Raw genomic sequence first — 23837 nt, 5'->3', positions numbered from 1 at the left:
TGCGGGCGGTCTGGCCCGACTCCGGTCAGCCGCGCAGGCCCGGCGTGGGAGCGCAGCCGAAGCCGCCCGCATAGTTCAGGCAGGGCAGCATGAACGCCGGGTACCGCTCGGCGCGCGGGTCGCCGAACCAGGTGGTGTAGAGCCGGGAGAAGTTGAGGTTGCCGTAGGTCGAGCAGTCGCCGGCCGGACCGGTCGGGGCGGCCAGGGTCTCATCGTTCGGTTGGTACGGCGTGTAGTTGTAGAGGTTCGCCGTCGCCTGGTTGACGATCGTCACGCTGCTGGAGCCGCAGGAGACATCCGGGTGGAACTGGATGTCGTTCCGCCCGACGCCGTAGCGCCAGTCGCTGGGGTGCACCGTGTACTCGCGGAACTGCCACGCGGCCCGGTACACCTGGTTGACGAAGCCGAAGTAGCGCTTGTCGCACTCGGCGGTGTCGGGGCAGGCGTAGCCCGTCGCCTTCTGGTAGCCGGAGGCGCTCGGCGCGGTGAGCAGCGACTGCTCCTTCTGCAGCAGCACGAGGAGCACCCGCGGGCTGATCGTGCACGCCTCGGCGACCCGGGCGATGATGCTGCTCGCGCGCTCGTCCTTCTGCGCCGGGAGCGCCGTGCAGCGCCCGGCCGACGCGGGGATGCGCGGCACGTCGACCCGGTAGTCGGCGAGGCACGGTGAGCCGTCCGTCGGCTTGCACGTGCGGTCCTCGAGGAACGACTGGATCTCGCCGGCCGTCATCGCGTCCGGGTTGAAGAAGCTGTCGTCGCTGATGATGTCGCCCGGGTCGAACGAAGCGCGCTCGGCACCCAGGACGCCCGTCGCCGGCACCAGGGCGAGCGCGAGGGCGGCGACGGCGGCGGCCGCGATCGACCGCCAGCGCCTGATCAGCACGGCGTGGCCCTCAGCCGAGCTTCGCCAGCGCCTCTTCGATGACGCTCGCCGCGTCGTCGATCAGCTCTTCGCTGATGACGACGGACGGCAGGAGGCGCAGCACGCTGTCCCAGCTGCCGGCGTCGAGCGGGATGACGCCGTTGGCGGTCGCGTGCGCGAGCACGGCCTTCAGTGCCTCCGGGTTCGGCTTCGTCGTGCCCGGGACGACGAGTTCGATGCCGAACATCGCGCCCTTGCCGCGCACCTCGCCGACGACCGCGAAGCGCTCGGCCCAGTCGCCGATGCGCGCCCACAGCGCCGCCTCGACGCGACGGGCCTCGGCGAGCAGGTCCTCCTTCTCGAAGGCCTCGAAGACGGCCAGGGCCGCGGCCGTGGAGACCGGGTTGCCGCCGAACGTGCCGCCGATGCCGCCGGGCTGGACGGCGTCCATGATGTCCGCGCGGCCGGTGACCGCCGCGAGCGGGAAGCCGCCCGCGATGCCCTTCGCGCTCGTGACGAGGTCCGGAACGACGCCGTGGTGCTCGATCGAGTACCACGTGCCCGTCCGGCCGATGCCGGCCTGGATCTCGTCGGCCACGAAGACGATGCCGTTCTCGGTGCAGAACTCGGAGAGGCGCTGGAAGTAGCCCGGCGCCGGGATGATGATGCCGCCGTCGCCCTGGATCGGCTCGACGAACAACGCGGCGAGTTCGGTCGCGCCGATGTGCGTGCGGATGTAGTCGATCGTGCGCTCGGCGGCCTCCTCGCCCGTCATCCCCTCGGGGTCGCGGAACGGGTAGCTGATCGGGAGGCTGTAGATCTCGCCGGGGAACGGGCCCATGCCCGCGCGCTCCGGCCAGGGGCGGTACGTCATCGCCATGGTCAGGTTCGTACGGCCGTGGAAGGCGTGGTCGAGCGTCGCGATCGCGCGGCGGCCGGTGAACTTGCGGGCGATCTTGACCGCGTTCTCCACGGCCTCGGCACCCGAGTTCACCAGGATGCTGCGCTTCTCGAAGTCGCCAGGGGTGATCTCGGCGAGCTTCTCGGCCACACGCACGTAGTTCTCGTACGGGGTGACCGTGAAGAGGGTGTGGGTCAGCTTGGCGGCCTGAGCGGCCGCGGCGGCCGCGACCTCGGGGTGGGCGTGGCCGATGGTGGTCACGCCGATGCCGCACCCGAGGTCGATCAGGCGGTTGCCGTCCACGTCGACCAGGATCGCGCCGGAGCCCGACTCCATGTAGATGTTCGCGAGCGTCCCGGCACCCCGGCTCACCACCGCCTCGCGTCGGCGCTGCAGCTCCTGCGAGCGCGGGCCCGGGAGGGCCGTGGCGACGTGGCGGGACTGGGGAACCGAGAATTCGCGAGTCATGCCTTCCATCGTAGGCGGCGCCCGGTGAGGATCCGCGCGCCGGGGCCGCCCTCTGGTCGGACTGTCAGCGGAGGCAGAGGCGGATGCGGCAGACTGTTCGATCGTGCGCAGATCACTCTCCCTCCTCACCGCCGCCCTCATCGTCGCCGGGCTGGCCGCTTGCAGCTCCTCGTCTCCGGAGCCGTCCGCCACGAGCACGGCGGCCGCGGCCACCTGTCAGAACCTGAAATCAGGCGACACCTCCAAGGCGGTGAAGGTGGAGGGCGACTTCCGCAAATCCCCGACCGTCACGTTCGCGACGCCCCTGAAGGCCACCGACCTGCAGCGCAGCGTCGTCATCACGGGCAAGGGCGCCGAGGCCAAGGCCGGCTCCACCGTCGACATCGCCCTGGCCGCCTACAGCGGGGCGACGGGCAAGGAGCTCACCGCCGCCGCCGGATTCGACGACCAGGCCGCGCAGACCATCACCCTGGACGACACCCAGTACGTCCCCGGGCTCGTGCGCGCCGTGGAGTGCCTGAAGGTCGGCTCGCGCGTCGTGCTCACCGGCACGGCGAAGGAGGCTTTCGGCAACGCCGATCTCACCCAGCTCGGCCTGAAAGCGGCCGACACCGTGGTGTTCGTCGCCGACCTCGTCGACCTGCCTCCGACCCGCGCCGACGGCACCCCGGTCGCGCCCAAGGCCGGGTTCCCGACCGTGAAGCTCTCGAAGACCGGCGAGCCCACGATCACCATCCCGAAGGCCGACCCGCCGACCCAGACCGAGCTCGAGGTCCTGAAACAGGGCGACGGCGAGACGGTCCAGGCGGGCGACACGGTGACCGTGCAGTACAAGGGCGTGATCTGGCGCGACGGCGAGATGTTCGACTCCAGCTGGAGCCGCGGCGCGCCGACGTCGTTCCCCACCACCGGGGTCGTGGCCGGCTTCAAGAAGGCCCTCGAAGGTCAGAAGGTGGGCTCCCAGGTGCTCGTCGTGATCCCGCCCGCGGACGGCTACGGTGACGCGGGCAACGGCGCCATCAAGGGCACGGACACGATCGTGTTCGTCATCGACATCCTGAAGACCGCCCGCTGATGACCGGGCGGCCGCGACGCGTCGTGCTCCTCGGCTCGACCGGATCCATCGGCACTCAGGCGCTCGACGTCATCGCGGCCAACCCGGACCTCTTCGAGGTCGTCGGCCTGACCGCCGGTCGCGACGCGGATGGGCTCGCAGCTCAGGTCGAGCGCTTCGGCGTGCGCGACACCGCGCTCGGGGCGGACGACTCCGAGCGGCTCGTCCGCTCGGTCGAAGCCGACGTGGTGCTCAACGGCATCACCGGCTCGGTCGGGCTCGGCCCGACGCTCGCGGCCCTGGAGACCGGTGCGAGTCTCGCTCTGGCCAACAAGGAGTCGCTGATCGTCGGCGGCGAGCTCGTCAAGCGTGCCGCCGCTCCCGGGCAGATCGTGCCCGTCGACTCCGAGCACTCCGCCATCGCGCAGGCACTCCGCTCCGGCGCGCCGCGCGAGGTGCACCGTCTCATCCTGACCGCGTCCGGCGGCCCGTTCCGTGGGCGGAGCAAGGACTCGCTGCGGGATGTCACCCCCGCCGAGGCGCTCGCCCACCCGACCTGGGACATGGGCCTCGTCGTCACCACGAACTCCTCGACCCTCGTCAACAAGGGTCTCGAGGTCATCGAGGCGCACCTCCTGTTCGACGTGCCCTACGACCGGATCGACGTGACGGTCCACCCGCAGTCCGTCATCCACTCGATGGTGGAGTTCGTCGACGGCTCGACCATCGCGCAGGCGTCGCCGCCCGATATGCGCCTGCCGATCTCGCTCGGACTGGGCTGGCCCGACCGTGTGGCCGGCGTCGGCGTCCCGCTCGACTGGACGGCCTCCCACACCTGGACCTTCGAGCCGCTCGACGGCGAGGCGTTCCCGGCGGTGGCCCTCGCGAAGCGCGTCGGAACCGCGGGGTCGACGTATCCCGCCGTCTTCAACGCCGCCAACGAGCAGGCGGTCGCCGCCTTCCACGCGGGCGCGATCGGCTACCTGGACATCCTCGACACCGTGGAGCGCGTCGTCGACGCCCACGAGCCCGCTCTCGAGCTCACCCGGGAATCGCTCGCCGAGGCGGAGCGCTGGGCGCGGGCCGCGGCGGACGCGCTGATCGCAGGCTGATAGGTTCGGACACGAGGCCGGAACGCGGCCGGGAATCGGGGGATTCATGAAGACGTTCAGGGCGCTCATCGGAGCGATCACCGTCATACTCGCCTTGGCGGGGTGCGCAGGGGCAGCGGATCCTGGAGCGTCCACGACGCCATCGACCTCGCCCACCGGTTCGCCGATCGCGTCGCCCGCGCCGAAGACGACCGCGATCGTCATCGGCGGCGACGAGCTCCGCTTCATCGATGCAACGGGCGGGGAACGCGGGTTCGGGTACGCCGAGCCCGTCGCCGACGTGCTGGGTGCCGTGGAACGCGCGCTGGGGCCGCAGACCGGGACGACGGAGGTCGCGGGCACCAACCACACGGTCCCCGCGACCGCGCACGAGTTCGGCGCGCTCACGATCTACGAAGAGCACTACTCGGGCGCCGTCGACAACGATGTGCTCGTGGCCCCCGTCTGGACCGTGTCGACGAAGGCCGCCACCGTCGGCGGTGTGGGCATCGCCACCTCGACCGGAGTCGCGGTCGGCTCGTCCGTCGACGACATCCCGGGCCACGCGGACGCCGACCGGCTGGACGTCGTCACCGTGAACGGCTCGTCCTCCGCGTACATCCTGGTCGAAGCGTCGTCCGGCTCCGTGCTCGTCCCCGACGGCGTCAGCACCGCGGTCGGCGTGCTTGCCGTGGCCGGAATGTGGCCGGGGCCGATCACCACGTTGAGTGCCCCGACGCAGTTCGCCGGCGCCTGATCGCCCACATAGGCGGCTAGCGGCTGGCTCCAAGCTGGGCGACAGTACCCTGAGTGCGTGGAAACCGTGCTCCTGTTCGTTCTCGGCGTCGTCATCATCCTGATCGGCCTCGCCATCTCGATCGCGCTGCACGAGATCGGGCACCTGGTGCCCGCCAAGCTCTTCGGCGTCAAGGTGACGCAGTACATGATCGGCTTCGGCAAGACGCTGTTCTCGTTCCGCCGCGGCGAGACGCAGTACGGCGTCAAGGCCCTCCCGCTCGGCGGCTACATCTCGATGATCGGGATGTTCCCCCCGGCCAAGGAGGGCGGCGCCGGCCGCAACGCGACGACCGGCTTCATGCAGTCCATGGCGTCGGACGCCCGCGCGGCCAGCGCCGAGACGGTGGCGGTCGGCGAGGAGGAGCGCACCTTCTACAAGCTGGCCGTGTGGAAGCGCGTGATCATCATGTTCGGCGGCCCGTTCATGAACCTCCTCATCGCCGTCGTGCTGTTCGGCGTGCTCCTCATGGGCTTCGGCACACCGCAGAACTCGACCACCATCGCGTCGGTGAGCCAGTGCGTGCTCCCGGCCTCCAGCACCAGCCAGACCTGCTCGTCGAGCGACCCCGCGGGCCCGGCGGCCGCGGCGGGGCTGAAGCCCGGCGACACCATCGTCAGCATCGACGGCACCCCGATCACCTCCTGGGCGCAGTCGACCGCGATCATCCGGGACTCGGCGAACCGGTCCCTCTCGGTGACGCTGCGGCGCGACGGAGAAGAGCGCACCGTCACGCTGACGCCCACCACGAACCAGGTCGCCAAGACCGATTCCGACGGCCAGGTGGTCAAGACCTCCGACGGGAAGGTGTCGACGTTCGCGGCCGGCTTCGCGGGCATCGGGGCCGTGCAGGAGCTCGTCCCGCAGCCGGTCACGGCCGTGCTGCCCGCCGTCGGCACCCAGGTCGGTGCCGTCTTCAACGTCTTCATCCACCTCCCGCAGCGCATGGTCGACGTCTGGAACGCCGCCTTCGGCTCCGGCGAACGCGATGCGAACGGCCCGATCGGCGTCGTCGGGATCGGCCGCGCCGCGGGCGAGCTGACGGCGCTCGACGGCGTGCCCGTCGTCGACAAGGCCTACACGATGGTCGGGATGCTCGCATCGCTGAACATCGCCCTCTTCGTCTTCAACCTCGTCCCGCTGCTCCCACTCGACGGCGGCCACATCGCCGGGGCGCTGTGGGAGGGGGTGCGGCGCACGTGGGCGAAGATCTTCCGCCGCCGCGACCCCGGGCCCGTCGACATCGCCAAGCTCATGCCCCTGACCTTCGCCGTCGTGATCGTGTTCGGCGCGATGAGCCTGCTGCTCGCCTACGCGGACATCGTCAAGCCGGTCAACCTGTTCGGCTAGGTCGAGCGGCAAGCGGACTCCCTGCCCGCGTCCAGCCGGTTCCCACCGGCCCGCGTAGGATTGTCGGGTGGCAGCAATCAATCTGGGGATGCCCAAAGTCCCCGAGACCCTCGCACCCCGTCGCACGTCCCGCCAGATCCGTGTCGGCAAAGTCCTCGTCGGAGGCGACGCCCCCGTCAGTGTGCAGTCGATGTGCACGACCCCGACGACGAACATCAACGCGACGCTTCAGCAGATCGCCGAGCTGACGGCGTCGGGCTGCGACATCGTCCGCGTCGCCGTGCCGAGCCGTGACGACGCCGAGGCGCTGCCGATCATCGCCCGGAAGAGCCAGATCCCGGTGATCGCCGACATCCACTTCCAGCCGAACTACGTCTACGCGGCGATCGACGCGGGCTGTGCGGCCGTGCGCGTCAACCCGGGCAACATCCGTAAGTTCGACGACCAGGTCGGCAAGATCGCGGCGTACGCGAAGGCCGCCGGCGTCTCGCTCCGCATCGGCGTCAACGCCGGTTCACTGGAGCCCAGCCTGCTGCAGAAGTACGGCAAGCCCACCGCCGAGGCGCTCGTCGAGAGCGCCGTCTGGGAGGCCAGCCTCTTCGAGGAGCACGACTTCCACGACTTCAAGATCTCGGTCAAGCACAACGACCCGATCGTCATGGTGAAGGCCTACCGTCAGCTCGCCGAGCGCGGCGACTGGCCGCTGCACCTCGGTGTGACCGAGGCGGGCCCGGAGTTCCAGGGCACGATCAAGTCCGCGACGGCGTTCGGCATCCTGCTCTCCGAGGGCATCGGCGACACGATCCGCGTCTCCCTTTCCGCCCCGCCGGCGCAGGAGGTCAAGGTCGGCCTGCAGATCCTGCAGTCGCTGAACCTGCGCGAGCGCAAGCTCGAGATCGTCTCCTGCCCGAGCTGCGGCCGCGCGCAGGTCGACGTCTACACGCTCGCGAACGACGTCACCAGCGGCCTGGAGGGCATGAGCGTGCCCCTGCGCGTCGCTGTCATGGGCTGCGTCGTGAACGGTCCCGGCGAGGCCCGCGAGGCCGACCTGGGCGTGGCGAGCGGCAACGGCAAGGGCCAGATCTTCGTCAAGGGCGAGGTCATCAAGACCGTGCCCGAGGCCGAGATCGTGCAGACCCTGATCGCCGAGGCCAACCGCATCGCCGCCGAGATGGGTGAGGAGGGCGGCCCGTCGGGCGAGCCCGTCGTCACCGTCGGCGCCCACTAGGCCACTCGGGCCCGCGGGTCGTCAGCGCGCCACGCCGCCGGCCGGGTCGACGGCGTCGAAGCGGATCGTCCCGCTCGGGATGTCCGCCGCCACGAGGTGGAGGCGCAGCCGGTCGCCCGGACGCACGCCGTCGGGCCGGGGGAGCGATGCCGTCACCACGGGGTCGGCGAGCTGGACCGTGACCGTGCCGTTGCGCACGGCGAGCACAGTGGCGTCGAACACGGCGCCGATCCGAGAGGCCAGGAGCGCCGCCTCCACCCGGTCGAGCGCTCCGGCGTCGAGCTTCGCGGCGAGCCGGTTCGAGGCGCCCATGATCGACGGCAGCGCGACGAGGGACTCCCGTGCCCAATCGGGCACCGGTCGCCCGGCGCACAGGGCCTCGCACACGACTAGTGCCCACCGGTCGACGAGCCGGCGCAGTGGCGCGGTCGTGTGCGCGTAGGGCGCGGCGATCGCGGATTGGTCCGGGTCGGCGGGAGCCTCGCCGTCCATGGCGACGTATCCGGCGCCCCGGAAGAGACCGGCGGCCGCCTGGAGCACCGCGGCGGCACGCTGCTCACCGTGATCGAGGGTGCGCAGATACTCGCCGTAGTCGACACCCTGAGGCCAGGGGAGGCCGAGCGCGACGGTCTGGGCACGGAACGCCTCCACCGCCTCCGCGCCGGGCGCGGGCATCGTGCGCAAGATGCCGACCTTCGCGTCGAGCATGACACGTGCGGCCGCCATCCCGGTCAGCAGCGAGAGCTGGGCGTTCCACTCCTCGACAGGAAGCGTCGCGCGCCGCTCGATCGCGTACGCGCCGGCGCGGAAGACGATCTCCTCGTCGGGGCGGTTCAGGCTCGCGCCGCCGCGGGCCCGCTCCTGCGCGATGCGTGCGGGTCCGACCTCCGCGAGGAGGGCGAGGGGCTCCGGCGCGGTGCCGCTGTCGAGCGCCTCCTGAGCCTCCGCGTACGTCCACTGCCGGCGGGAACGGATGCGCGCCCGCGCGACGGACGCCGACACCTCGAGCCCGTCGGCGTCGAGGACGATGTCCCAGACGTAGGCGCTCCGGAGGGCGTTCGGCAGGAGCGAGCCGGCCTCCTCGCCGATGGCCGCGGGATGCAGCGGTACGCGCCCGTCCGGCGCATAGAGGGTCTGCCCTCGGCGCCGTGCTTCCTCGTCGACCGCCCCGCCGGGGTGCACGAGCGCGGGCACGTCGGCGATCGCGTACCGCACCCGGTGCCCGGCGCCGCTGCGCTCGATGTGCAGGGCTTGATCAAGGTCGGTCGAGCCGGGCGGATCGATCGTGAGGAACGGGATGTCGGTCAGATCGGCGTCCGGAAGCACCTGATCGGCGGCGGCCCGACGAGCCTCCTGCTCGACCGGAGGGGCGAACCCGTCCGGCAGGTCGAGGGAGGCGCGCAGGTCGGCGAGGGAGCGGGCGAGCTCGGTCTGCGCCGCGGACGGGGCGATGGAGGTCCGGCGGTCGGGCATGCCGTCACACTATGCCACCCCTCCGCGCCCTCTAACATGGAACGGTGCCTACACGCCTGACGAACTATTTCCTCCGCACGCTTCGTGAAGACCCCTCCGACGCCGAGGTCACCAGCCACCGGCTGCTGGTCCGCGCCGGCTACATCCGGCGCCAGGCGCCGGGGATCTTCGCCTGGCTGCCGCTCGGTCTGCGGGTGAAGGCCCGCATCGAGACGATCATCCGCGAGGAGATGGCCGCCGCCGGCGCGCACGAGGTCCACTTCCCGGCCCTGCTGCCGCGGGAGCCGTACGAGGTCACCAACCGCTGGGAGGAGTACGGCGACGGGCTCTTCCGCCTGCAGGACCGCAAGGGCGCCGACTACCTGCTCGCGCCGACGCACGAAGAGGTCTTCACCCTGCTGGTGAAGGACCTCTACTCGTCGTACAAGGACCTGCCGCTCACGATCTTCCAGATCCAGGACAAGTACCGCGACGAGGCGCGCCCCCGGGCCGGCCTCCTGCGCGGCCGCGAGTTCACGATGAAGGACGCATACTCGTTCGACGCCAGCGACGCCGGACTCGAGACCAGCTACCTCGCGCAGCGCGACGCGTACGAGCGCATCTTCCAGCGCCTCGGCCTCTCCTACGTCATCGTCCAGGCGGACGCGGGCGCGATGGGAGGCTCGCGCAGCGAGGAGTTCCTGCACCCGACCGTCGTCGGCGAGGACACGTTCGTGCGCTCGGAGGGCGGGTACGCCGCGAACGTCGAGGCGTTCACGACCGTCGCGCCTCCCGCACGCGACTACGAGAAGCTCACCCCGGCCGAGGTGCTGGACACGCCGAACACGCCGACCATCCAGACGCTGGTCGACGTCGCCAACGAGAAGCACCCGCGCCCGGACGGCCGCGCTTGGACGGCCGCGGACACGCTCAAGAACGTCGTGCTCGCCCTGACGCACCTCGACGGCAGCCGCGAGCTGGTCGTCGTCGGCCTGCCCGGCGACCGCGAGGTCGACACCAAGCGCGCAGAGGTCGCCTTCGCGCCCGCCGAGATCGAGCCCGCCACCGAGGCCGACTTCGCCAAGCACCCCGGTCTGGTCAAGGGCTACATCGGCCCCTGGTCGGCCGAGGGCGCCGTGCTCGGCGAGGAGTCGGCCACCGGCATCCGCTACGTCGTCGACCCCCGCGTCGTGGACGGCTCGGGCTGGATCACCGGCGCGAACGTCGACGGCAAGCACGTCTTCGGCCTCGTCGCGGGCCGCGACTTCGCCTGGGACGGCGTGGTCGAGGTCGCCGAGGTCAAGGCGGGCGACCCCGCGCCCGACGGCTCCGGCCCCGTGGAGCTCGCGCGCGGCATGGAGATCGGCCACGTCTTCCAGCTCGGCCGCAAGTACGCGGAGGCTCTCGGCCTCAAGGTGCTGGACGAGAACGGCAAGCTCGTCACCGTCACGATGGGCTCGTACGGCATCGGCGTGACCCGCATCCTGGCGATCATCGCTGAGGAGAACAACGACGACAAGGGCCTGATCTGGCCCGAGTCCGTCGCGCCGTTCGACGTGCACGTGGTCGCCGCCGGCCGTGATCAGGCCGCGTTCGATGTGGCCGAGCAGGCCGCTGCCGAGCTCGAGGGCGCCGGGCTCGAGGTGCTGCTCGACGACCGTCCCAAGGTCTCCCCGGGCGTCAAGTTCGGCGACGCCGAGCTCATCGGCGTGCCGCGCGTGCTGGTCGCCGGCCGCGGCGCCGCCGACGGCGAGGTCGAGCTCTGGAACCGCCGCACCGGCGAGCGTCAGACGCTCCCGCTGACCGAGGCGATCGCCCAGCTCATCGCATAACGATCCGGGCGTCGGCGGGGCCGCTCAGGCGGCCTCGTCGTCCCCGGTGATCTCGGAGTGGATGCGGCGCAGATCCTCCACGAGCGACCCGAGCAGCACCCAGTGGCGCGGATCGGGCGTGGAGATCACCAGCGGCGCCGTGAGGGCCGGGATGTTCGCCGTCGCGGTGTCGGGCTCGACGATCGGCGAGTCCGGGTCACGGCTGAGCAGCCGGAGGTCGTGCGCCGCCCGCCGCAGCTCTTCGGCGATGGCGATCATCGTCGGCTCGCCGGTGAGCCCGTCGTCGTAGTGGTCGTGGAAGGCGCGCGTCATGCCGACGGCGCGGGTGACGATGGGCTTGAGGCGCGCGAACAGCGCCTCGTCGTGGGCCAGGACGAGCCGGTGCTTGCCCTGCCGCGGGTTCAGCGTCAGGCTCTCCTCGGCCGCGGTCAGGGCGGTTCCGGCCTTGGCCTCCATCGGTCGCAGGAGGCGCGCCTCGATCAGCAGGGCGTCCAGCTCACCCGGCGTGAGCGTGCTGGTGATGGCGCGGGCGAGACGGTCGAGGGTCGCGGCGAGCTCGTTGCCGAGCGCGAGGACCGCCGTGCGCGCGGGCGCCGTGAGCACGGGCGGGACGACCGCGATGTTGACGATCACGCCGATCACCGCGCCGACGATGGTCTCGCCGATGCGCGCGAGCGCGTACTCCGGGTTCGAGGCGCCGATTGCGAGGACGAGCATGGCACTGATCGGCACCTGGTTGGCGCTGCCGGGGGTCAGCTTGAGCACCCAGGCGAGCAGCACCGACACGACGACGGCGACCAGCACGATCCAGCTGTTCATCCCGAACGCCAGGCCGACCGCGTAGGCGACCAGCACGCCGACGATCACCCCGAGGGAGCGCTCGATCGCACGGCCGACGGACTGGTTCACGCTCGGCTGCACCACGAGCAGGGCCGCGATCGCGGCGAACACCGGCAGCTCCCCGGGCACGATCAGGCTCGCAGCGAGCCACGCCAGAATCATCGCGACGGCGGTCTTGAGCACCTGCAGGAAGGGCGTGCGGCTCGTCGCTCGGATGTTCGCGGGGAGTTTCAGTGCCACGCTTCCAGGCTAGTCCGCGTAGCGGCGGTACCGATCCGCCTCCCGCGCGACTCCGCGCTCCTGCGCAGCGCTCAACGGCAGGAACGGGCGCGGCTCGATGGCGGTCCCGTCGCGCCGCCAGGTGCCCACCACGCGGCCGCCCGCAATGATGACGGGGGAGAAGATCCCGTTCTTGCCGGGGACGACCCGTTCGAAATGCTCCGGATCGATCACCGGGTCGCGATCCTGATAGCCGAGGAGGTACTCGTCGAAGCCGGGGAGGAGGCGCACGGCGGCGCTCTCGGCCCGGGTCGCCGGACGTGCGGCCGCCGCGTCCGCGAGCGCGGTCGTGACGAGGTACTCGACGTCGTCGACCTCGAGCGTGGTGATCTCGTCGCCCAGCACCGCGACGGCGACGCGGGCCTGGGCCACGGTGCCCTTGGTCCACCAGACGAAGTCCTTGAGAGTGGCGGGACCGTGGCCCGCGAGATACCGACGGAGGAATTCCGCGATCGCCTCGTCCGGCTCGAAGGTGTGCGCGTCCGCGAGCGGCGCCCACTCGTCGAGCAGCACGATCGCCTGCTGGGTGCGGTGCGTCGGGCCCCAGCAGATCACCCCGGTCTGCGCCAGGTAGTACAGGAGGTGGTAGCCGCGCTGGCCGCCCGTGGCGATGCCGGCGGCCTCCCACACCTCCATGGCCTCGGCGCGGCTCAGGCTCCCGCCCCCGGCGAGGGCCCCGGTGAGGAGGTCGCGGGCACGCGTGAAGTCGGGCGCCTCGAGCTCGAGGTCCCGGTGCCGGCGCGTCAGCCCCGCGATCATGCGCTCGGTGGTGATCCCGAGCATCCAGCGGAGATCCTCCGGGGGGACGAAGTGCAGCGTCCCGCGCATCGGCCACGACCGCACGATGCGGCCGGCGTCAAGGTCTGCGAGCACGGCGTTGCGCGACGGGGACTGCGTGCGCAGCGCCAGGGCCCAGCAGGCCGCAGCGAAGTCCTGCGCCTGCACCGCCAGCATCCGGCGCGTCACGTCGGCCGGGCTGCTCTCGGGATCGCCGTCGATGGCGTGCGCGAGGCGTCGCATCCGGAGCAGGTCGGCACGGCGTGCTGGCATGCGTCCAGTCTGCCCCAGCGCACCGACACCGGCGCGAGGCGCGCTAGGGGAGGATGCCCAGGTCGCTCAGCTGCTCGCTGAGGCCGGCGCCGTCGGGCGCGTAGACCCACGGGACGCCCGAGAGCTCACTGTGCTTCTCGGCCTTCGAGCGGCCGCCCGCGAGCACCGCCTCGCCGCCGGAGAGTTGACGGATGGCGACCCCGGTCACGTTGTCGGGGTGCGCCGTCGTGAACTCCCCGTAGAGCAGCTCGTCGTGCTGTCCGTCGTCGCCGATGAGCAGCCACTTGAGGCCGGGGAACTCGGAGGCGAGGCGTTCGAGGCTGGTGCGCTTGTGCTCCCGGCCGCTGCGGAAGATGCGGTCGTGGGTGGGACCCCAGTCGGTGAGGAGGAGGGGGCCGGACGGGAAGAGGTTGCGCGAGAGGAACCGGCGCAGCGTCGGAGCCACGTTCCACGCGCCGGTCGAGAGGTAGATGACGGGCGTGCCGGGATGCGTCGAGGCCAGACGCTCCAGGAGCACGGCCATGCCCGGCGTGGGGACGCGCGCGTGCTCGTCGAGCACGAAGGTGTTCCAGGCGGCGAGCAGCGGCCGGGGGAGCGCCGTCACCATCACGGTGTCGTCGACGTCGGAGATGATGCCGAATTCGGCTTTGGGATCCACGATGTAGATGGGCGCCTCGAAGACGCGGGAGGACTCGACGGTCGACAACCGCACGGTGTGCCAGCCGGGAGCCAACTGCACGGGGAGGACGGTGTCGATCACGCCTCCGCGGTCGGGCCGCACCGTGTGGGTCTCGCCCTCGATCTCGACCGTGACGGTCACATCCGCCACGGGGACGCTGACGAACGAGCGCCAGCCGCGGATGGACTCCTCGCGCTTGCGGTGCTTGCGCTCGGCCCGGCTGCCCGGCTTGGGCTCCTTCGCCAGCACGACGCGGCCGAGGATGCGCACCCAGGTGGGAGCGCCGTAGCCGGTGTACGGCAGGACCGTCGCCAGATAGCCGCGTTTGCGCGCTCGGCGGGCCCGGAACTCGTGGAACGCGTCTTCGATGCGCGCCGCCCGGTGCATGATGGGCTCCACGGCGGCGCTGCGCTTGTCCGGAGTTGCGGTCATAGAGATTCAAGTCTCTCATGGAGTGCAGGAACGGTTTCCACAGTCCCCAGATCTGGGGGGCGATCCACGGCGAGTTGGAGCGAATTCCCCGCAATAAGTGAGCTTTCCACGAATATGATCGGTTCCATTGGAGTGCGTGACGCGCGACGTCGCGCCCGGGTTGGGGAACCGCAACACGTAACGTAGTGACCGGAAAGAAGGAGTTGCGATCGTGCCCATCAACGACCTCGTCGCTGGACAGAACACCGTGGGAGCCGCGCTCGTGCGCACCGAGCCGATCCAGGAGCGCAGCGCCGCCCGGGTCGACGCGCTGCTGGACGCGGCCGCCGAGGTGGTCGACGAGATCGGTTTCGACCGGTTGACGACGGCGATGGTCGCCGAACGCGCCGGCGCCTCCATCGGAACCGTCTACCGGTACTTCCCCGACCGCATCGTCCTCCTGCAGGCGCTCCGCGACCGCGCGGTCCTCCGCTACCGGCGGGCCGTCGTGGCCGCGATCCACGAGCAGCAGCCCGAGCACTGGTGGAACGCCGTCGAGGCGGCCATCGACTCGTTCGTCACGATGTTCCGCGACGAGGCCGGCTTCCGCATCATCCGGTTCACCGACGCCGAGCGCTCGGGCGTGCCGGGCGAGGAGGTCGTGCGCGACGTCTCCTTCGCGGCGCAGTTCGCCGACATCCTGGCCGACGAGTACAGCCTCCCGGCCGGCGACGACCTCGCGTTCCGGCTCGAGATCGTGGTCGAGATCATGGACTCGCTCATCAACCGCGCCTTCCGCGACGATCCGTCGGGCGACGAGCGCTACATCGCCGAGGCCCGCGTCGTCGCTCGCGAGTACCTCGAGAAGCGGTACGGCAGCGAGGACTGAGCCTTCTCGCTCCTCGCGGGAATGTCGGTGGTGCGCGCAACGCTGACATCCATCGACGGCTGCGCTCCGAACAAGGCGGGGAGATCGACGATCTCTTCCGATTTCCGCCATAAAGGGACGCATCCGTTGCCAAACGGGCAGAACGCTGTTTGGGTGGAATGGATGGACCTGACCGACAGAAATGGGCCCCTGCGATGATCGAGTTCCGCTCGGTGACCAAACAGTTCCCCGACGGCACCGTCGCGGTGGACGACTTCTCGCTCGTGATCCCGTCGCGCAAGATCACGGTGCTGGTCGGATCCTCCGGCAGCGGCAAGACGACGATCCTGCGCATGATCAACCGGATGGTCGACCCGACCAGCGGCACGGTGGAGATCGACGGCGAGGACGTCCAGAAGCTCCGGCCCGTGAACCTGCGGCGCAGCATCGGCTACGTGATGCAGAACTCCGGGCTCCTGCCGCACCGCAAGGTCGTCGACAACATCGCGACCGTCCCACTGCTCCGCGGCGTGAAGAAGCGTGAGGCGCGAGAGCGCGCCCTCGAGCTCATGGACACCGTCGGCCTCGAGCGCGCGCTTGCCGACCGCTACCCGAGCCAGCTGTCGGGCGGCCAGCAGCAGCGCGTCGGCGTCGCCCGCGGGCTCGCCGTCGACCCGAACATCCTCCTGATGGACGAGCCCTTCGGTGCGGTCGACCCCATCGTGCGCGACGAACTGCAGAACGAGCTGCTGCATCTGCAGCGCGAACTCGACAAGACCGTCGTCTTCGTGACCCACGACATCGACGAGGCGTTCCGGCTGGGCAGCCAGGTGGTGATCTTCCGCAAGGGCGGGATCGTGGCGCAGCAGGGCACGCCCTCCGAGATCCTCGCCGCACCGGCCGACGAGTTCGTCGCCTCGTTCATCGGCGCGGACCGCGGACGCCGTGCCCTCCACGTCGAGCAGACCCCGACCGGCGATGTGCTGGTCGACAGCGAAGGACGGCCGGCCGGCGTGCTGACCCCGTCCGATGAGGCAAAGGCCACGACCCTCCCGGTCGTGGGTGCTTCGGCGCAGGGTGAGGAAGCGTCGTGAGCTGGCTGTGGTCGAACCTCGGCCTCGTCTGGGATCTCACGGTCGCTCACGTGACGCTGAGCGTGTTCCCGATCGTCATCGGCTTCCTCGTCTCCATCCCGATCGGCTGGGTGGCGAACCGCTATCGCGGGAGCCGGGGGGTGCTGCTCACGATCGGCGGCATCCTGTACACGATCCCGTCGCTGCCGCTCTTCGTGGCGATGCCGGCGCTGATCGGCACGCAGATCCTGGACCCGAAGAACGTGGTCATCGCCCTGAGCCTGTACTCGTTGGCGCTGATGGTGCGCACGACCTCGGACGCCCTCGCGAGCGTTCCGGGTGACGTGATGCAGTCGGCGACCGCCGTCGGCTTCAGCACCTGGCGCCGCTTCTGGTCGGTGGAGCTGCCGCTCGCCGGTCCCGTGCTCCTCGCCGGTCTGCGGGTCGTCTCGGTGAGCACGGTCAGCCTGGTGAGCGTCGGATCGCTCGTCGGCGTGAGCAACCTCGGAACCATGTTCGTGCAGGGCCTGAACCAGTACAACAACGCCGAGGTGGTGACCGGCATTGTCGCCATCGTGATCATCGCGCTCGTCTTCGACCTCGCCCTGGTGCTGCTCGGACGCCTGCTGATGCCCTGGACGCGGCTCGGCACGACCAGGCGCGCGAGCCGTCGTGCCGCGCTGAAGGCGGTGACGGGCGTATGACCGATATCCTCGCGGCGTTCGGCTGGGTATTCGACCCGGCCAACTGGGCCGGACCGAGCGGCATCCTCGCGCGCCTCGGCGAGCACGCCTGGTACTCGCTCCTGACGCTGATCCTGGCCGCGGTGATCGCCCTGCCGATCGGACTGGCGATCGGCCACACCGGCCGGTTCCGTGGGCTCGCCGTCGGCGTCTCCGGCGCCCTGCGCGCGATCCCGACGCTCGGCCTCGTGGTCTACCTGGCCCTCATCACGCTGAACCTCAGCATCATCCCCCCGCTGATCGCGCTCACCATCCTGGCGATCCCGCCCGTGCTCGCGGGCGCCTACTCCGGCCTTGAGTCGGTGGACCGGCGCACGATCGACGCGGCCCGCGCCATGGGCATGACCGAGCTGCAGATCTTGTTCAAGGTCGAGATCCCGCTGTCGCTCCCGCTCATCATCGGCGGGATCCGGTCCGCGGCACTGCAGGTCATCGCGACCTGGACGGTCGCGGCGATCCTGCCGGTCGGCGGCCTCGGCCGCTTCCTGTTCGACGGACTCGCCGTACAGCGCTACGACGAGATGCTCGGCGGCTCGATCCTCGTGATCGCGCTCGCCCTCGTCACCGACGGCGTGTTCGCCATCGTGCAGCGCCTCGTCGTGCCGCGCGGCGTGACCGCCGGCAAGATCCAGGACGTCCGGTCGAAGGACCCCTGGAGGCCCATCGGACCCTCGGTTCCCAACCATCCGGTCGGGAACAGTTCGTAACCCCCGGACCCACCAAGATCCATAGCACCCACCGAAAGAGAGAAACCAACATGTTCGCATCCAAGAGAGGCCGCATCGCGGCCGGCGTGGTGGCGGCGGGAGCCCTCCTGGCTCTCAGCGCCTGCTCGTCCGGCGGCGGCGCGCTCGGCGGCAACACCTCGACCTCGTCGAGCGACAGCGTCACCATCGGCTCCGCGGCGTTCGGCGAGTCCGAGATCCTCATGCAGGTCTACGGCCAGGCCCTGGCCGCCAACGGCGTGAAGGTCAACTACAAGCCGAGCATCGGCCAGCGCGACGTCTACCTCAAGGCGCTGCAGGACGGCTCGATCGACCTCATCCCCGAGTACAGCGGCAACCTGCTGCAGTTCTACAAGAAGGACGCCACCGCCACCTCCAGCGACGACGTCTACACGGCACTGAAGTCGGCTCTCCCCAAGGGCTACGAGGTGCTCGACCAGGCCGAGGCGCAGGACGCCGACTCCTACAACGTCACCAAGGAGTTCTCGGACAAGTGGGGCGTCACCAGCCTCTCCGACCTCTCCAAGGTCACCGACCCGCTGACGGTCGGCGCGAACCCGGAGTTCGAGACGCGCCCCTACGGCATCCCGGGGCTGAAGTCGGCCTACGGCGTGACCGCGACCCTCAAGCCGATCAGCGACTCGGGCGGCCCGCTGACCGTCACGGCGCTCAAGAACGGCGACGTGCAGCTGGCCGACATCTACACGACGACCCCGGCCATCAAGGACAACGGCTTCGTCACCCTGAAGGACCCGAAGAGCCTGATCGCGGCGCAGAACATCGTTCCGCTGATCAACAGCTCCAAGGCGTCCGACAAGGTCAAGGAGGTCCTCAACAAGGTCTCCGCCGAGCTCACCACCGATGACCTCATCTCGATGAACAGCGAGAACCAGGGCGACAGCAAGACGGCGCCCGACGTGGTCGCGAAGAACTGGCTGAAGGACCACCCCGTCAAGTAGACGCGGGCGTCATTCTCCGTCGTGCGGCGGCTCGGGAGACCGGGCCGCCGCACCCATGTGCGCCGCCTCGCGCTTCTGCAGGATCTTCTTGACGAGGAAGACGAGCAGGATGAATACCGCGATGATGGCCACGAAGATGTATCCGGCCCAGTGCAGCTCCCGCGAGAGCTCGCGGTAGCTGCCGGCGGCGAGCGCCCCGACGCTCACGTACGAGAACGCCCACAGCACGCAGGCCGGTGCCGTCCACGCCATGAACGTGCGGTAGCGCATCAGGCTCATCCCCACGGTCAGCGGGATGAGGGAGTGCAGCACCGGCAGGAAGCGCGACAGGAAGACGGCGATGCCGCCGCGGCGCGCGAGATACGCCTCCGCCTTGTCGAAGTTGTCCTGGCCGAGCTTGCGGCCCAGTTTGCTCGCGCGGATGCGCGGCCCGAACCAGCGCCCCAGGGCGAAGCCGATCGACTCGCCGCACAGGGCGCCGATCACGACCGCGATCACCATCGCGAAGTACTCGACGGGGCCCTCCACCGCCGTGCTGGCGACGAGGACGATCGTGTCACCGGGAACGATCAGGCCGACGAGGATGGACGTCTCCAGCATGATCCCGACGCCCGCGAGCAGTGTGCGCAGCACGGGATCCACGCTCTGGACGAGGTCGAGGATCCAGGTGAGCGCGTCGTTCACGGGGTGGGCGCCGTCCGCACCAGGCTCCAGAACGCCGTGAGGGCGTCGGCCATGTCGGCGGACGGGTCCAGCATCCACTGCACCTGCATGCCGTCGGCGACGGCGATCCCGAGCCGGGCGAGCTGGCGGGCGTCGACGGCGTCGGTCATCCGGCCCGCGGCCTGCTCGGCGCGCAGGTGCTGTTCGAGGCCGCCGACGATCCTCTCGTAGCGCTCGACGAAGTAGTCGTGACCGGGATGCTCGGGATCCGATGCCTCGGCCGAGAGCGTCGCGTAGAGCTGCACGAGCCCCGGCACCTCGGCGTTGTGCCGGATGACGCGCACGAGACCGTCCGCGGCATCCGCCCACTGGTCGCCGAGCTCGGCACCGCCGGTGTCGACCTCGTCGCGTTTGCGCAGCACCTCCGAGAAGAGCTCCTCTTTCGAGGAGAAGTGGTGCAGCAGACCGGCCTGGCTCAGCCCGACGGACTCGGCGATCTCGCGCAGCGACGCCTTGCGGTACCCCTTGTCGGCGAACACCTCCAGCGCGCGGGACAGGATCTCCTCGCGCTTGGCGATTCCCTTGGCGTACGAGCCCTTCTTCGGCATAGGGACGATGCTACTGGGCCGCGCCTGGGAGAGCGGGCCGCTCAGCTGGTGAGCACGAGGACGGGCGGGACCACGACGAGGAGGACGGTCAGGACGGCGATGGTGAGGCGGAGCGCCGGGCCGACCGTGCGGCGGCCGCTCGTGAGCCGGGCCTCGCGGGCGCGCAGGGCGTCCCGGCGCTGCTCGGGAGTGCGGCGGTCCTTCGGGGCGCCGAGCGCAGACCCCGCACTCCCGGTCTCGTCGACGATGCGGATGGCGCCCGCGAGCACCGGATCGCCCGACGACCGGCGGGCGGTGTCGTCGGCGAGCATCTCGAGCAGGAGCGCGACCGCGTCCTGCGCGCGGGTGGCGATGGGGAACCAGGGGAGAGCGCGCTTCCACGAGCGGAACGCGTCCAGCAGCAGGTGGTGCTTCTGGCGCAGGTGGGTGCGCTCGTGGGCGATCACCGCGTCCAGCTCCTCGGGACTCAGAAGCGCGATCATCCCTTCGGAGAGCACGGTGACGCTGCGGGCGCCGGGCAGGCAGTACGCGGCGGGCGCGGGATGGTCGATCACCCGGGTGCTCGGCACGTCCGGGAGGGGGGAGCTGAGCAGGCGCAGGAGCTCCATGTGCTGGTGGCGCTGGCGGCGGCTCCGCACCGAGGTGAGGGCGAGGTTGAGCAGGAGGTGAGCGGTGAGCAGCACCGCCGCGCTCAGCAGGAAGGCGTTGAGCAGGCTGACGCCCGAGGGGAGGGGACCCGTGAAGATCGTGCGCGCGGCGCCGCCGATCCGGCTCCAGAGATCGTCGCCGAACGGCTGCAGGCCCGCCAGGAGCAGGGAGCCGATCATCGAGATGCCACCGGCGAGGGCGATCGACTGCCAGAGGGCGACGGCCAGGACGGGCGCCGCAGGAGGCCAGGTCGCTCGCGCGAGGAGGAGCGGCACGGGCCAGGCCAGGGCGATCGCCAGCAGGCCGAGGACGATGGCCGTCTCGTTGACGGGGAGCACGGTCGCTCTAGGAGGTGCGGGCCTCGAGCAGGCGGCGCAGCACCTGCGCCTCCGACTCGTCGACGGTTCCCACGAAGTAGGCGAGCGCCTCAGTGCGATCGGACGAGGACTCGAGGACTTCGCGCATGAGATCGGCGACGTGACCGGCGCGGCTGAGGGTCGCGAAGTAGACGTGCGGGCGCACGTCGCGCTCCCGGTCGACCATGCCCTTCTGCTCGAGACGGGACAGCACGGTCAGCACGGTGGTGAGCGCGGGAGGCTTGCCCTCCCCGCGGGCGGCCGATAGCTTGTCGCGTAACTCGTTGGCGGTGATCGGGGCGTCGCCCGCCCAGAGGGCGTCCATGACAGCCCTTTCCAGTTCTCCGAGATTCGCCACGGGACAAGAGTACCGCGATGAGGCTGAGAATGTTCTACACTCTGTAGAAGATGAACTTCTACACCGTGTAGAAGACCGATCGAAGGGTGAGACGCCGTGCACGATCTCTTGGACCCGCTGCTGCTGTCGCGGTGGCAGTTCGGGCTCACAACGATCTACCATTTCCTGTTCGTGCCCCTGACGATCGGCGTCGTCACCGTGGTCGCGATCTTCCAGACCTGCTGGTACCGCACGGGCAAGGTCCACTACCTGCAGCTCACCCACTTCTTCGGCAAGATCTTCCTGATCAACTTCGCCATGGGTGTCGTCACGGGCATCGTGCAGGAGTTCCAGTTCGGCATGAACTGGTCGGACTACTCGCGTTTCGTCGGCGACATCTTCGGCGCTCCGCTCGCGCTGGAGGGCCTGCTCGCGTTCTTCCTGGAGGCGACGTTCATCGGCCTCTGGATCTTCGGCTGGGACAAGCTGCCCAGAGGCCTGCACCTGGCGACCATCTGGCTGACCGCGGCGGGCAGCATCCTCTCGGCCTACTTCATCATCGCGGCCAACGCGTTCATGCAGAACCCGGTCGGATACACGCTGAACCCGGAGCGCGGCCGGGCGGAGCTCACCGACATCTGGGCGGTGCTCACCAACAAGGTGGCGCTTGCCGCGTTCCCGCACACGATCTTCGGCGCGTTCATGGTGTCGGCGGGGCTGATCATCACGGTCGCGGCCTGGCACCTCTCGCGCAACCAGCACCTCGAGACCATGCGCCCTGCCCTCAAGTTCAGCCTCTGGATGATGGTGGTCGCCGGCATCGGCACCGTGCTCAGCGGCGACCAGCTCGGGCTCGCGATGGTGCAGACGCAGCCGATGAAGATGGCGGCCGCGGAGGCGCTGTACAAGACCTCGACGGGAGCCGACGCCTCGTTCTCGATCTTCACTCTGGGCACACCGGACGGCGTGCACGAGCTGTTCTCGATCCGGGTGCCATACCTGCTGTCGTTCCTGTCGACGCACACGCTCAACGGGACCGTGGAGGGCATCAACGACCTCCAGGCCCAGTACGTGCAGCTCTACGGCCCGGGCGACTACACCCCGACGATCTGGATCACCTACTGGGCGTTCCGCTGGATGATCGGCCTGGGCATGCTCCACGTGCTCGTCGCCGTCGTCGGCCTCTGGCTGACGCGCAAGGGCCGCATGCCCACGCGCCAGTGGCAGTGGAAGCTCGCCATCTGGGCGATGCCGCTCTCGCTCGCCGCGATGATCGTCGGCTGGATCTTCACCGAGATGGGACGCCAACCCTGGATCGTCTTCAGTCTCATGAAGACGGCGGACGGTGTCTCGCCCAACACCACCGGGCTCGAGGTGCTGATCTCGATCATCGCCTTCACCCTCGTCTACGGCGCGCTCGCGGTCGTCGAGTTCAAGCTGATCAAGCGTGCGGCCCAGAAGGGTCCGGCCCCGGTCGAGGAGCATCTCGACGACGAGGGCAAGCACGTCCCGGTCGCGACGGTCTACTAGGAGGAGACGGAAAATGGATCTCGCAGTTCTCTGGTTCGGCATCGTCGCCTTCTTCTTCGTCGGCTACTTCGTGCTCGACGGATTCGACTTCGGCGTGGGGATGGCGCTGCCCTTCCTCGGCAAGGACGACGTGGACCGCCGCGTCATGATCAACACCATCGGCCCCGTCTGGGACCTCAACGAGACCTGGGTCATCGTCGGCGGGGCCGCGCTGTTCGCGGCGTTCCCCGAGTGGTACGCGACGCTGTTCAGCGGGTTCTACCTGGCTCTGCTGCTCATCCTGATCGCGCTCATCCTGCGCGGCGTCTCGTTCGAGTACCGGCACCAGCGGGACAGCACCCGCTGGAAGAAGTGGTTCGACGGCATGATCGTCTTCGGCTCGGCCGCGCCGGCCTTCCTCTGGGGATGCGCCTTCGCGAACATCGTGCAGGGCGTGGCGCTCGACTCGGGCCACAACTACACGGGCACGCTGTTCGACCTTCTGAACGGATACGGCCTGCTGGGCGGTCTGACCACCCTGCTGCTGTTCTTCACCCACGGTGTCGTGTTCATCTCGCTGAAGACGGATGGCGCGATCCGCCAGCGGGCGCGTTCGCTGGCCGTGAAGTCGGGGGCCGCGGCCATCGTGGTCGCCGCCGCGTTCCTGCTCTGGACCGGCATCGCGCACTTCTCGGTCGTGTTCCTGATCCTGGCCGCGCTGGCGGCGGTCGCCCTGATCGCCTCGTGGGTCGCCAACCTGCGCGGCGCGGAGGGCTGGTCGTTCGCCCTGATGGCGGCCACGATCGCCTTCGCCGTGATCTCGCTGTTCGCCGCGCTCTTCCCGAACGTGATGCCGTCCTCCCCGAACCCGGAGAACAGCCTGACGATCGCGAACGCGTCGAGCACGACCGCAACGCTCACGGTGATGACCTGGGTCGCGGCGATCTTCCTGCCGCTGATCCTGCTCTACCAGGGCTTCACCTACTGGGTGTTCCGCAAGCGGGTCACCCGGGCGAGCATCCCGGACGAGGCCCCCGAGCCCGTGAACGCCTGAC

The 23837-nt window shown here is 70.0% G+C and carries 23 protein-coding genes; 13 read left to right on the top strand and 10 right to left on the bottom strand.

What is annotated here, in order from left to right; all coding sequences use genetic code 11:
• Positions 1-25: 25 nt before the first annotated feature.
• Positions 26-883, bottom strand: a complete 858-nt coding sequence (locus tag HNR14_RS18960; RefSeq protein ID WP_179702220.1) for a hypothetical protein — start codon at positions 881-883, stop codon at positions 26-28.
• A gap of 10 nt (positions 884-893) precedes the next feature.
• Positions 894-2240, bottom strand: coding sequence for an aminotransferase class III-fold pyridoxal phosphate-dependent enzyme (locus tag HNR14_RS18955; protein ID WP_179702219.1), 1347 nt, complete (start codon positions 2238-2240; stop codon positions 894-896).
• 94 nt (positions 2241-2334) lie between these two features.
• On the opposite strand from HNR14_RS18955, the gene HNR14_RS18950 reads away from it, so the two are divergent.
• The 5 genes from HNR14_RS18950 (at position 2335) to ispG (ending at position 7750) form a co-directional block, all read left to right on the top strand.
• Entirely contained in the window at positions 2335-3306 is a 972-nt protein-coding gene (locus tag HNR14_RS18950) for an FKBP-type peptidyl-prolyl cis-trans isomerase (protein ID WP_343064539.1), read from the top strand.
• Positions 3306-4397, top strand: coding sequence for a 1-deoxy-D-xylulose-5-phosphate reductoisomerase (locus HNR14_RS18945; RefSeq protein ID WP_179702218.1), 1092 nt, complete (start codon positions 3306-3308; stop codon positions 4395-4397). The genes HNR14_RS18950 and HNR14_RS18945 overlap by 1 nt, the downstream gene beginning before the upstream one ends.
• A 46-nt stretch (positions 4398-4443) precedes the next feature.
• Positions 4444-5133 (top strand): hypothetical protein, encoded by a 690-nt coding sequence (locus tag HNR14_RS18940; protein ID WP_179702217.1) that lies wholly within the window; start codon positions 4444-4446, stop codon positions 5131-5133.
• Positions 5134-5199: 66 nt separating this feature from the next.
• Complete coding sequence (locus HNR14_RS18935) at positions 5200-6522, top strand: site-2 protease family protein (protein WP_179702750.1); 1323 nt, start codon at positions 5200-5202, stop codon at positions 6520-6522.
• Between the two features lie 88 nt (positions 6523-6610).
• The gene (gene ispG, locus HNR14_RS18930; protein ID WP_021762848.1) at positions 6611-7750 is read left to right on the top strand and encodes a flavodoxin-dependent (E)-4-hydroxy-3-methylbut-2-enyl-diphosphate synthase; all 1140 of its coding nucleotides are present in this window, start codon (positions 6611-6613) and stop codon (positions 7748-7750) included.
• A gap of 21 nt (positions 7751-7771) precedes the next feature.
• Here the strand turns inward: ispG and HNR14_RS18925 are convergent, their stop codons facing one another.
• Entirely contained in the window at positions 7772-9223 is a 1452-nt protein-coding gene (locus tag HNR14_RS18925; RefSeq protein ID WP_179702216.1) for an RNB domain-containing ribonuclease, read from the bottom strand.
• Positions 9224-9267: 44 nt separating this feature from the next.
• Between HNR14_RS18925 and HNR14_RS18920 the strand changes: the two genes are divergently transcribed.
• Positions 9268-11034, top strand: a complete 1767-nt coding sequence (locus HNR14_RS18920) for a proline--tRNA ligase (protein WP_179702215.1) — start codon at positions 9268-9270, stop codon at positions 11032-11034.
• A gap of 24 nt (positions 11035-11058) precedes the next feature.
• Here the strand turns inward: HNR14_RS18920 and HNR14_RS18915 are convergent, their stop codons facing one another.
• The 3 genes from HNR14_RS18915 to HNR14_RS18905 are packed head-to-tail and all read right to left on the bottom strand — an operon-like array spanning position 11059 to position 14314.
• The gene (locus HNR14_RS18915; RefSeq protein ID WP_179702749.1) at positions 11059-12108 is read right to left on the bottom strand and encodes an FUSC family protein; all 1050 of its coding nucleotides are present in this window, start codon (positions 12106-12108) and stop codon (positions 11059-11061) included.
• Positions 12109-12123: 15 nt separating this feature from the next.
• Complete coding sequence (locus HNR14_RS18910) at positions 12124-13203, bottom strand: winged helix DNA-binding domain-containing protein (protein ID WP_179702214.1); 1080 nt, start codon at positions 13201-13203, stop codon at positions 12124-12126.
• A 43-nt stretch (positions 13204-13246) separates the two neighbouring features.
• Positions 13247-14314, bottom strand: coding sequence for an App1 family protein phosphatidate phosphatase (locus tag HNR14_RS18905; RefSeq protein ID WP_246311599.1), 1068 nt, complete (start codon positions 14312-14314; stop codon positions 13247-13249).
• Between the two features lie 211 nt (positions 14315-14525).
• On the opposite strand from HNR14_RS18905, the gene HNR14_RS18900 reads away from it, so the two are divergent.
• From HNR14_RS18900 to HNR14_RS18880, 5 genes are all read left to right on the top strand, one after another.
• Complete coding sequence (locus tag HNR14_RS18900) at positions 14526-15182, top strand: TetR family transcriptional regulator (protein WP_179702213.1); 657 nt, start codon at positions 14526-14528, stop codon at positions 15180-15182.
• Positions 15183-15376: 194 nt separating this feature from the next.
• Complete coding sequence (locus tag HNR14_RS18895) at positions 15377-16255, top strand: ABC transporter ATP-binding protein (protein WP_179702212.1); 879 nt, start codon at positions 15377-15379, stop codon at positions 16253-16255.
• Positions 16252-16938 carry an ABC transporter permease subunit gene (locus HNR14_RS18890; RefSeq protein WP_179702211.1) on the top strand — a complete coding sequence of 229 codons (687 nt, stop codon included), beginning with the start codon at positions 16252-16254 and terminating at the stop codon, positions 16936-16938. The genes HNR14_RS18895 and HNR14_RS18890 overlap by 4 nt, the downstream gene beginning before the upstream one ends.
• The gene (locus HNR14_RS18885; RefSeq protein ID WP_179702210.1) at positions 16935-17684 is read left to right on the top strand and encodes an ABC transporter permease; all 750 of its coding nucleotides are present in this window, start codon (positions 16935-16937) and stop codon (positions 17682-17684) included. Before HNR14_RS18890 ends, HNR14_RS18885 begins: the two co-directional genes overlap by 4 nt.
• Before the next feature lie 50 nt (positions 17685-17734).
• A complete protein-coding gene (locus HNR14_RS18880; RefSeq protein WP_179702209.1) occupies positions 17735-18661 on the top strand; it encodes an ABC transporter substrate-binding protein in 927 nt (308 codons plus the stop codon).
• 9 nt (positions 18662-18670) lie between these two features.
• Here HNR14_RS18880 and HNR14_RS18875 read toward each other — a convergent pair whose 3' ends face one another.
• From HNR14_RS18875 to HNR14_RS21045, 4 genes are read right to left on the bottom strand one after another with little or no spacing between them, the layout of a single operon-like run.
• Positions 18671-19345 carry a VTT domain-containing protein gene (locus HNR14_RS18875; RefSeq protein WP_179702208.1) on the bottom strand — a complete coding sequence of 225 codons (675 nt, stop codon included), beginning with the start codon at positions 19343-19345 and terminating at the stop codon, positions 18671-18673.
• Positions 19342-19932: a TetR/AcrR family transcriptional regulator gene (locus tag HNR14_RS18870; protein WP_179702207.1), complete on the bottom strand. Its 591-nt coding sequence runs from the start codon at positions 19930-19932 to the stop codon at positions 19342-19344. The genes HNR14_RS18875 and HNR14_RS18870 overlap by 4 nt, the downstream gene beginning before the upstream one ends.
• A 41-nt stretch (positions 19933-19973) precedes the next feature.
• Positions 19974-20918, bottom strand: coding sequence for a M48 family metalloprotease (locus HNR14_RS18865; protein ID WP_179702206.1), 945 nt, complete (start codon positions 20916-20918; stop codon positions 19974-19976).
• A 7-nt stretch (positions 20919-20925) separates the two neighbouring features.
• The gene (locus tag HNR14_RS21045) at positions 20926-21294 is read right to left on the bottom strand and encodes a BlaI/MecI/CopY family transcriptional regulator (RefSeq protein WP_039923651.1); all 369 of its coding nucleotides are present in this window, start codon (positions 21292-21294) and stop codon (positions 20926-20928) included.
• 96 nt (positions 21295-21390) lie between these two features.
• Between HNR14_RS21045 and HNR14_RS18855 the strand changes: the two genes are divergently transcribed.
• Together HNR14_RS18855 and cydB are read left to right on the top strand one after the other, a co-directional pair.
• On the top strand, positions 21391-22803 hold the full coding sequence (locus tag HNR14_RS18855; RefSeq protein ID WP_021764918.1) for a cytochrome ubiquinol oxidase subunit I: 1413 nt from the start codon (positions 21391-21393) through the stop codon (positions 22801-22803).
• A 13-nt stretch (positions 22804-22816) separates the two neighbouring features.
• The gene (gene cydB / locus HNR14_RS18850) at positions 22817-23836 is read left to right on the top strand and encodes a cytochrome d ubiquinol oxidase subunit II (protein WP_179702205.1); all 1020 of its coding nucleotides are present in this window, start codon (positions 22817-22819) and stop codon (positions 23834-23836) included.
• The last annotated feature ends 1 nt before the right edge of the window (position 23837 follow it).

The organism is Leifsonia naganoensis (assembly GCF_013410615.1).
Classification (GTDB): domain Bacteria; phylum Actinomycetota; class Actinomycetes; order Actinomycetales; family Microbacteriaceae; genus Leifsonia; species Leifsonia aquatica.
The sequence above is the reverse complement of the archived record's forward strand: the minus strand, read 5'-3'. Positions and strand labels throughout refer to the sequence as shown.

Coding starts and splice junctions, on each gene's coding strand:
- HNR14_RS18955 (WP_179702219.1), bottom strand. CDS start 2,240: ATGGAAGGCATGACTCGCGAATTCTCGGTTCCCCAGTCCCGCCACGTC.
- HNR14_RS18945 (WP_179702218.1), top strand. CDS start 3,306: ATGACCGGGCGGCCGCGACGCGTCGTGCTCCTCGGCTCGACCGGATCC.
- HNR14_RS18940 (WP_179702217.1), top strand. CDS start 4,444: ATGAAGACGTTCAGGGCGCTCATCGGAGCGATCACCGTCATACTCGCC.
- ispG (WP_021762848.1), top strand. CDS start 6,611: ATGCCCAAAGTCCCCGAGACCCTCGCACCCCGTCGCACGTCCCGCCAG.
- HNR14_RS18925 (WP_179702216.1), bottom strand. CDS start 9,223: ATGCCCGACCGCCGGACCTCCATCGCCCCGTCCGCGGCGCAGACCGAG.
- HNR14_RS18910 (WP_179702214.1), bottom strand. CDS start 13,203: ATGCCAGCACGCCGTGCCGACCTGCTCCGGATGCGACGCCTCGCGCAC.
- HNR14_RS18905 (WP_246311599.1), bottom strand. CDS start 14,314: ATGACCGCAACTCCGGACAAGCGCAGCGCCGCCGTGGAGCCCATCATG.
- HNR14_RS18895 (WP_179702212.1), top strand. CDS start 15,377: ATGATCGAGTTCCGCTCGGTGACCAAACAGTTCCCCGACGGCACCGTC.
- HNR14_RS18885 (WP_179702210.1), top strand. CDS start 16,935: ATGACCGATATCCTCGCGGCGTTCGGCTGGGTATTCGACCCGGCCAAC.
- HNR14_RS18880 (WP_179702209.1), top strand. CDS start 17,735: ATGTTCGCATCCAAGAGAGGCCGCATCGCGGCCGGCGTGGTGGCGGCG.
- HNR14_RS18870 (WP_179702207.1), bottom strand. CDS start 19,932: ATGCCGAAGAAGGGCTCGTACGCCAAGGGAATCGCCAAGCGCGAGGAG.
- cydB (WP_179702205.1), top strand. CDS start 22,817: ATGGATCTCGCAGTTCTCTGGTTCGGCATCGTCGCCTTCTTCTTCGTC.